We start from the raw sequence: 8,937 nt of genomic DNA on the forward strand, positions 1-8,937 counted from the left end.
GTTTTATGGACAGAGAACGCCCAAAACCAAAAAAACTCCAGAAAAACCTAAGGATTATTAAGGTTTGCCCGATCCCGGCTGCGGTACATTAGGGTCAGCACAGAAGCCACTCGATACAGAAAGAGGGTTGATCCATGACGACTCCCGCAGCCGAAACAAAGCGCATATCGAAGGCCAAACCGGTTTTTTATCAGAGCAAAAGGTTTCGGCAGAACATTCCGCTGTTTATCATGCTCGTTCCGGGGATCTTGTATTATCTGGTCTTCCGGTATCTTCCCATGGGCGGTCTTGTGATCGCTTTCAAAGACTACAATTTCCACGACGGTATCCTCGGCAGCGCCTGGGCGGGAATGAAGTATTTCCAGATCCTGTTCCAGTCCGACGTCACGCTGCAAATCATCTGGAACACGCTCAAACTGAGTTTGCTGAATCTGCTGTTCGGTTTTCCGGCGCCGATCGTTATCGCGATCGCGCTCAACGAGATCCGCCGCAACTGGCTCAAACGCTGGATTCAAACGATCATTTACCTGCCGCACTTTCTGTCCTGGGTCATTATCGCGGGGCTGATGCTGACGCTGTTCTCGATCGACGGCGGCACCTTCAACAAGCTGTTCGAGCAGTGGGGCCTGGAGCCGTTTCCGTTTCTGTATCGTCCCGATTCCTGGATTGCCATCTTTATCGGATCGGGCATGTGGAAAGAAATGGGCTTCGGCGCGATCATCTATCTGGCCGCCCTGTCGGCGATCGATCCCAGCCTGTACGAATCGGCGGGTCTCGACGGCGCGGGCAAGCTGAGACGCATCTGGCATATCACGCTGCCGGGTCTTCGCACCACCATTATCCTGCTGCTGATCCTGGGCGTGGGGCGGCTGATGGAAGTCGGCTTCGACCAGGTGTACAACCTCCAGAATCCGACGGTGATGGAGACGGCGGAAGTCATCAGCACCTACGTATACAAAGTCGGCCTGCAGCAGGCGCAGTTCAGTCTGAGCACCGCGATGGGATTGTTCGAATCCGTCGTCGGCCTCATCCTGGTGCTGACCGCCAACGCGCTGGCGCGCAAATTCGACCAGGGATTGTTCTAAGGAGGGAATCGGTTTGAGCGAGTCGAGAGGAGAAAAAGCTTTTTCGGTCTTTGTGCACGTCGTGCTGATTGCGATCGCGCTGACCTGCATCCTGCCTTTCCTGCATCTGATCGCCCTGTCGTTTAGCGCGGGGCACGCGGTCGACCTGGGGCAGGTATTCTTCTGGCCGGTGGGCCTGGACTTCACGGCGTACGAGTACTTTTTCCAGAACACGCCGGCCTGGCGCGCTTTCGGCAACAGCGTGACGATTACGCTGGTCGGAACGGCGCTCAGCATGCTGACGACTATCTTGACAGCGTATCCATTATCGCGGCGTTACCTGTATGCGCGCAGACCGATCACGACGGCCGCCTTGTTCACGATGCTGTTCAGCGGGGGCATGATTCCCACGTATCTGGTCATGAGCAATCTGCATCTGACGAATACGTACTGGGCGCTGTGGTTCAGCGGACTGGTCAGTACCTACAACATGCTAATTATGAAAAGTTACTTCGAGAATATCCCCGGCGAAGTGACGGAATCCGCGCAGATCGACGGGTGCGGCGAAATGCAGCTGCTGGCCCGGATCGTCCTGCCGCTGTCGCTGCCGATGCTGGCGACGCTGACGCTTTTTTACGGAGTCGGCTACTGGAATATGTTTATGAACGTGATTATTTACATCAACCGCACGGAGCTTCAGAACCTGACGGTCGTCGTGCAGAGCATGCTCCAGATCCAGAGTATGGACAATATGATGGCGATGGACGTAATGCAGCAGCAGGAACTGGTCACGGAAAAGATGAAAGCGGTCGGCGTCATGGTCATGGTGGTGCCGATGCTCGCGGTATACCCGTTTCTGCAAAAATACTTCGTCAAAGGCATTATGCTCGGTTCGATCAAAGGGTAGCGGGCATCCCGGAAAGCGGCAGTACATCTATCTATCATAGATTGCGAGAGGAGCTTCAAGCATGGGCACAAAATTACGGGATACAAACAAAAGGGTCTGGTCGTCCGTTGTGCTGGTCACGGTGCTGACGACGGGGGTCGCCGGCTGCACGCAGCCCAAAGACGAAGAGCAAAGCGGAGACAAAGCCGTCGTAACCGTCTCGAACTACGATCGGGGCAATATTCCGGCGGCGGAAGGAACCGTGGAAGAAAACCGCTGGACCAAGTGGATCAACGAAAATTCGCCGGTCGCAGCCAAGTTCGTGCCGGTGCTGCGGGCGGAAGCGGTGCAGAAGCTGAACGTCATGTTCGCTTCGGGCAGCGCGCCGGATATCGTCAACGATTACGACACCGGCTTCCGGGATTCCCTTTACCAGCAGAAGCAGCTGCTCCCGCTGGACGACTATTTGCAGTATGCGCCGGAGTACGAGAAACTGCTGGAAGAGTATCCGCAGCTGCGCCAGGTGGGCACCAAATCCGACGGCAAGCTGTACGAGATCGGCAAGATCAACGAACCCCATCTGCAAAGCGTCATGATGATCCGTACCGACTGGCTGAAAAAGCTGAATCTGGAAGTGCCGAGAACGACCGAAGAATTCCATAACGTGCTCAAAGCGTTCGTCGAACAGGACCCGGACGGCAACGGCAAAAAAGACACCTACGGCGCCAATATCAGCTATACGTCGGGCGGCATGATCGACTCCATGTTCGGCGCGGGCGGCTGGGCGATCGAAGGCGACAAGATCGTCCGCAGCTGGGACAATACGCTGGAATCGCTGCGCTTCAAGAAAATGATGTTCGACGAAGGACTGATCGACAAAGACTATCTGGCGGACAAGAACGGCTCTAAAGCCAAACAGGATTACCTGAACGGCAAAGTGGGCGTGTATCTGGAGCCGGCGATCAACACCTGGTTCGAAACCACGGTCACCAATCTCAAAACAATTCGCAAAGTCGTGCCGGAAGCCGAGATCGAGCCGATGATGCAGCCGGAATCGCCTTTGGGACAGTTTACCCACCACGTGACGAACCCGATCCAGATGACGACCGTCATCAATGCGGCGGCCAAGAATCCGCAGGCGGCGATGGAATATATCAACTTTATTCTCCAGCCGGATACGGCGCTCACCCTGATGAAAGGAACCGAAGGCGAGCACTGGAAAAAGCGGGAAGACGGCACGATCGAAGTGATCGACCTCGACAAGAACATGAAAGAAGTCGATTGGGCCAAAGACTACGAAATGGTGTACTCGCTGCCGCAAAATGAAAACCTGACTTCCGTCTCGGCGTTCGACGTCAATATTCCGGAGCAGAAAGCCGGCCTGGAAATGATGCAGAAAGCCGACCAATTCCTGCTCGATTACCCGGACGCCAAATATCCGGGCTTGACGCACTACGAGCATATGCCGGTGCTGCCGAGCGACCTGGCGGTCATCAACACCAACGTCAGCAAAGAAACGAGCGATATCCTGGTCAAAGGCATTATCCGCGGCGCCGACTATACGCCGGAGCAGGCGATCGCCGACGCCAAAGCCGCCTGGGACAAAGGCGGCGGCAAGCAGATCGAAGAGTATATGAACACCTGGTACCAGGAAAACAAAGACACGGCTTTCCTGGGCGACGACGTACTGGAAACGGTTCGCTCCCAGCTCAAGTAAAAGCCCGGAGAGACCGGAAGCGCAAAATCAATCCTCGACTTGGTCCGGCGCAAGCCGGGCCAGGTTTGTTTTGAAATTGCGGGGAAAAGGAATACAATCGTAAGGGATGATACCGATTACATGACGGGGAGGGAGCCGATTGAATACTGCAAGCTGGCCCGGCAGAATCGTCGCAACAATCAAAGGCAGCTTCAAGTTCAAACTGATTATCCTGCTCTCCTGCATGGTCACGCTGGCATTCGCGCTGGCGGGATGGCTGGTTTATCGCCTGAACGTGCAGCTGATGGAAGACGAGATCAGCAAACAGTTCTCGATTGCCAACGAGCAGGCGCTGGCGCGGCTGGAGCTGACTTTTCAGGAGGTCAATCGCGTTTCCCAATCCATTATTCTGAATCCTTCGATCGAGCTGTTCGTCCGGGAAAGCCTCGATCCCGCCGGGAATCTGTATACGCAGTTCAAGAACCGCAAATACGTCGAAGAACAGCTGACCACGCTCCAGGTGGACGCGCCGTCGATCCGTTCCGTGTTTCTGTTCGACGAGAACGGCGATCTGGCGATATCTTCCACCAGCGGAGCGTCGGGCGAACCCGGACCGGAAGATCTTGATGCGATCATGGCGAAGCTGGAGCCGTACCGGGGCAACCTGGTCTGGGGCCGGGCCACGCTGCCCAGCGCGATCGACCCGGACGGACGCCGCACGGTGCTGATCGCGGCCCGGCGTATGCTAAGCGACAAGCTGATTCCGTACGGAACGATGGTCGTCGTGATGGAAGAAAGCCTGGTATCGCGCGTGCTGCGCGACCTGACGGCGAACGGCAACGGCAAAGTGCTGCTGCTGGAGCCGATGGGCGGGATGCTCTACTCCAACACGAGCCGCGAAGAGCGGGAGCCGCTTATGCGGATAATCGAAGCGGGCGATCCGCAGTATGCGCGGCTGAACGGCATCACGTATTTGTTTGTCCGCCACCGCCTGGAACCCGCCGGGTTCACGCTGTACGGCGGCGTTTCCCTGCAGGAGATCCAGCGCAAGAACAAAGACATTATCCATATCTTTGTGTTTGCCGGGATCGGCGTCGTGCTGCTGAGCGCGCTGCTGATTACGATCTCTTCGCGCACGCTGCTGGCTCCGCTGGGCAGCCTGATGCTCGGCCTGCGCAGACTGCGGGCCGGCGATTTCTCGGCGCGAATCCGGGTCCGCTCCGGCGACGAGCTCGGGTATATCGGCGAAAGCTTCAACGATATGGCCGAGCAGGTCGGCACGCTGATCGACAAAGTGTATCTGGCCCAGATCAGCCAGCGCGAATCCGAGCTCAAAGCGATCCAGGCGCAGCTCAATCCGCATTATTTGCATAATCTGTTCAATGAATTGTACTGGAAATTGTACGGCGAAGACCAGACGGAATCCGCGCTGCTGATTAATGCCATTTCCGAGATGCTCAAGTATTCGCTTCAATCCGTCCAGACCGATACGACGCTGGGCGAAGAACTTCAGCAGGTGCGCAATTATATCAAGATTCAAACCGAGCTGTTTACGGGCGAAGTCGAAACGATCATTCAGGCGGAAGAATCGCTGCTCGAACTGCGCATGATGCGGTGCCTGCTGCTGCCGGTGGTGGAGAATGTGTTTGTGCACGCTTTTCGCGATATGGAAGAAGACCGGGTGCTGCGCATCAAAGCGGCTTTATCCGAAACGGCGCTGCATATCGAAGTGGCCGACAACGGATGCGGGATGGACGAGCAAGCTTTGAAGACGCTTACGAACGACGGGGACGCGCGCCCCAGGAACGGCCAGACGGGAATCGGGTTCAAAAGTGTGCTGCGGCGCATCGAGCTGGTCTACGGCGCTTCTTACGGCGTGGATATTGCCAGCGCCGAAGGCAAAGGAACGACCGTGCATATGCGTCTTCCACTCAAAACGATCCCGCAGTACAGCCTGGAGGAGGAAACCGGATGAAGGGCAAGCTGTTTATCGCCGAAGACCAGCCGAACTTTCGCAGAGGTCTGATCAAGCTGGCCGGCAAACGCTCCGCCGAATGGGAGCTAGCCGGCGAAGCGTCCAACGGCCGCGACGCGCTCTCCGCGATGGAACGCTGCGTGCCGGATCTGCTGCTGACCGATATCCGCATGCCGCATATGGACGGGCTGGAGCTGGCAGGAGAGATCCGCAGCCGCGGCTGGGACACCAGGATCGTGATGATTACCGGCTTCAAAGACTTCGCTTACGCCCAGTCCGCGCTCAAATTCGGCGTGATGGACTTCCTCACCAAGCCGTGCGTGGAAAGCGATATCCTGGACGTGCTCGACCGGACGTACGTCCGGCTGATCGAAGAAAATCGTTCCCACCGACTGCTCGAAGACTGGAAACGCCAGCACGAAGACAGCCAGCTTCGCTCGGCGCTGATGGGCATGCCGTGCAGCGAAGAAGAAGTGGAATCCCTGCTCGGCCAAATGCCGGGCGGCGAGCTGTACTTCCTCGATATCGCCGCGTACCTGTCGCCGGAGAAGCAGTATACCGCCCAGGATATTCCGCTGCTGCAGTTTGCGGTGGGGAATATCGTCAAAGAGTATTTACATAAATGGTACGGCGGAGGCTTCCGGCTGTTCCCGCTGAGTTCGTCCGAATGGGCGCTGCTGACCGATCGCGGCGGCGTCGAAGCCGACCGGCCGTCCGATTGGCTCCAGTCGCTGTCGGATGCGGTTTACCATTATCTGAAATTGGATCTGTCCTGCCGCAAGCAGGGGCTGTGCCGCACCGCGGCGGAGCTGCGCCAGGCGTACACGCGTTATCGCGGCGGATCGGAGCGGGAAACGTCGTCCGAACGCAAAGCCGTCAACGAAGCGCTGATCAACCAGAAAGCGCTGTATGAAAAAGAAAAAGAAATCGTGTCCTGGCTCATGTCGGGCGAAAGCGGACGGCTGAGCAAAGAACTGCTGGAGCGGGCCGGCCGGATCGGCGATCTGCCTCCCCAGGGCGCGCGAATCGAAGCGCTGCTGCTGGCCGCCGCTCTGCTCCGGCTGGTCCAGGTCCAATTTGCCGAGTGGCCGATGGCTTCGCGCACCATAGACTGGGGCTCTGTGTACAAATGCGAAACCCCCGAAGAAATCGCCGCCTGGCTCCGCGTGTATATCGACGAATTCCTGCACGCCCACAACCAGTGGCTGGCCGGCAAGAACGACAACCCGATCAAGCAGGCGATCCGTTTTATCGAAGAGCACTACATGGGCGAATGCGGCCTGACCGAACTGGCTTCGCACGTCCATCTCAACCCGAGCTACTTCAGCAACCTGTTCAAAAAAGAAACCGGCGAGAGTGTCACGGGTTATATTCAGAATCTGCGCGTGCAGAAAGCGAAGCTGCTGCTCAAAAGCACGGATATGAAGATCTTCGAGGTGTCGGAAGCGATTGGTTTTAACGATTCGAATTACTTTACGCATATTTTTAACAAGATGGAAGGCATGTCGCCGAAGGAGTATAGGAAGAGGGTGGTGGGGGCGATAAGGTAGGGGATTGGATGGGAGGGTGAGCATAGCCGATTCTGGGTGGAGTCGGTTGTGCTTTTTTTGTGCGGTTTGGGAGAGGAGATTAGAATAATGCTGGAGAAAAAGAATGATTTTTACTGGAAATGGGATGTTCAAGTGAGGGAGACGGCGATATACTAGGAGTTAGAAGAATTTGGGTTTTGGAGTGGGGAGAAGAAAGAGATGTGTTGGAAGGGAGTTAGGGAATATTCGGTAGAGTGAATGTGGTGCGAGGTTCGGGAATAAGTCGTTATAAGAAATTAGCGCAAACCACAAAGCTAAGGAGTGAAACAAGCATGGATTTTTTATTTACAATTTTTAATCCTTCGACTACCATAGGCGCACTATTAATTGGGATCATTTCAGGGTTAATTTCCGGTATAATATTGGGTTTCTTTTCCGGGAAGAAATATGCAGTCAATAAGTTTAGAACACAAGGGAATAATAGTCCTATCATAAATAATTCTGAAATGAAGGTGAACTCTAATGACTAATAAAAATAGAACCAGTGGTGATAACAGTCCTATTTTAAACGAATGTGAAATTACAATATATCATCAAATTCAGTATCAATCTGTGATAGGTAGAAAAAACGAGATATATATACCCATCATGGAAGAATTGATTTCCATTGCTACCGATATTTCGAAAGGAAAATATGTAAATCATATTAGTGATGAATTTATAAACGAAGTTATTTCAAAGCAATATAAGTATAGAGTGGAAGAGGAATTGTTGAATAAATTGATGGAGATCGATGATATTATTTACAAATTTAATAAGATAGATATAAAAGATGTTTCCGGTAGAATCATCATGAGAATTTTCAATAGTGGCTTTGAAGAACTATATGGAGAAATTATAGACGGAGAGATACCGATTTATGATGGAGAATATATTGTTGATTACGATGTAGTTTACCCTGAGGAATATGAAAATATTAAAATTATAGCCTTTGATGAAGAGTTATTAAATAAAGTTAGATATGCAGAGGGAGATTATATTGAATATGAGAATGAATATTACAGTAAGGCATTAATTACTATGTTTGAATTTGCACTTGCCGATAGAAATAAACATTATAGTCCTCAAAGAAGCCCGATAATTGAATGGAAAGGAAAACCAGAATATTTTATTGCGTCTCATTCCAATTTTTATGAATTGTATGATAATAACACATTGATAATTGAGAAAAATGAATTGAAGAAAAGCGTAAATAATTTATGCGAAGAACTGAAAACTCTTATTGAAGAAAAGCTGAAAGAAATTTTTAATAAATATGAAAAAGAATAAGTTAATTGATTTTAGAGAAAGCGCCAACATCTTATAAACCAGCTAATCAAAGTCAAGTTTCCAATAAAACAATCGTTGAGCTTTCCAAATAGAACATACTGAAATAAACCTACCTTAGAAAGTAGATAAAAATGGATTCCATATCCAATTTCAGGACTTAGCGAGCTTGAAAGGCCGATCCGGAGTTCCATATGCCAAAAATGATGCGCAAAAGTTTATGTGAGGTCGCCACAATCGCGACTTTTGCCGGTTTGCCTTCGTCCCGTTTTTGCTGATAAAATTGGAAGAGAGTCGAATTTCTCGGACCGTGAACCTGCTTGGAAATGCCGGCTACGGTCGCTTGATAAAGCGCCGTTCGAAGGTACGAAGAGCCTCGTTTCGAGATTCGATTCTTTTTGGATTTGAAGGTTCCCGATTCGTGAACGGCTGAGTCTAGCCCGGCAAAAGCTGTCAGCTGT

General features: G+C 52.6%; 7 protein-coding genes. 6 read left to right on the plus strand and 1 reads right to left on the minus strand.

Annotation, left to right across the window (positions count from 1 at the left end; translation table 11 throughout):
• The first annotated feature begins 134 nt into the window (after positions 1-134).
• The 6 genes from QWJ34_RS18895 (at position 135) to QWJ34_RS18920 (ending at position 8,479) form a co-directional block, all read left to right on the plus strand.
• The gene (locus QWJ34_RS18895; RefSeq protein ID WP_302730234.1) at positions 135-1,085 is read left to right on the plus strand and encodes an ABC transporter permease; all 951 of its coding nucleotides are present in this window, start codon (positions 135-137) and stop codon (positions 1,083-1,085) included.
• A 13-nt stretch (positions 1,086-1,098) separates the two neighbouring features.
• On the plus strand, positions 1,099-1,971 hold the full coding sequence (locus QWJ34_RS18900) for a carbohydrate ABC transporter permease (RefSeq protein WP_302730236.1): 873 nt from the start codon (positions 1,099-1,101) through the stop codon (positions 1,969-1,971).
• Between the two features lie 61 nt (positions 1,972-2,032).
• On the plus strand, positions 2,033-3,667 hold the full coding sequence (locus QWJ34_RS18905) for an extracellular solute-binding protein (protein ID WP_302730237.1): 1,635 nt from the start codon (positions 2,033-2,035) through the stop codon (positions 3,665-3,667).
• Between the two features lie 139 nt (positions 3,668-3,806).
• Positions 3,807-5,621 (plus strand): cache domain-containing sensor histidine kinase, encoded by a 1,815-nt coding sequence (locus QWJ34_RS18910; protein WP_302730239.1) that lies wholly within the window; start codon positions 3,807-3,809, stop codon positions 5,619-5,621.
• Positions 5,618-7,171 carry a response regulator transcription factor gene (locus QWJ34_RS18915; RefSeq protein ID WP_302730240.1) on the plus strand — a complete coding sequence of 518 codons (1,554 nt, stop codon included), beginning with the start codon at positions 5,618-5,620 and terminating at the stop codon, positions 7,169-7,171. Before QWJ34_RS18910 ends, QWJ34_RS18915 begins: the two co-directional genes overlap by 4 nt.
• Before the next feature lie 501 nt (positions 7,172-7,672).
• Complete coding sequence (locus QWJ34_RS18920) at positions 7,673-8,479, plus strand: hypothetical protein (RefSeq protein WP_302730242.1); 807 nt, start codon at positions 7,673-7,675, stop codon at positions 8,477-8,479.
• A gap of 157 nt (positions 8,480-8,636) precedes the next feature.
• On the opposite strand, the gene QWJ34_RS18925 is transcribed toward QWJ34_RS18920, so the two are convergent.
• On the minus strand, positions 8,637-8,937 hold a 301-nt coding region (locus QWJ34_RS18925), incomplete at its 5' end, for a transposase (protein WP_302730243.1).

Origin of the sequence: Saccharibacillus sp. CPCC 101409, from assembly GCF_030518235.1 — a bacterium.
Lineage (GTDB): Bacteria > Bacillota > Bacilli > Paenibacillales > Paenibacillaceae > Saccharibacillus.

Bases quoted from the DNA above. Each gene is read 5' to 3' on its own strand.
- QWJ34_RS18915 (WP_302730240.1), top strand. From the start codon at position 5,618: ATGAAGGGCAAGCTGTTTATCGCCGAAGACCAGCCGAACTTTCGCAGA.
- QWJ34_RS18905 (WP_302730237.1), top strand. From the start codon at position 2,033: ATGGGCACAAAATTACGGGATACAAACAAAAGGGTCTGGTCGTCCGTT.
- QWJ34_RS18920 (WP_302730242.1), top strand. From the start codon at position 7,673: ATGACTAATAAAAATAGAACCAGTGGTGATAACAGTCCTATTTTAAAC.
- QWJ34_RS18895 (WP_302730234.1), top strand. From the start codon at position 135: ATGACGACTCCCGCAGCCGAAACAAAGCGCATATCGAAGGCCAAACCG.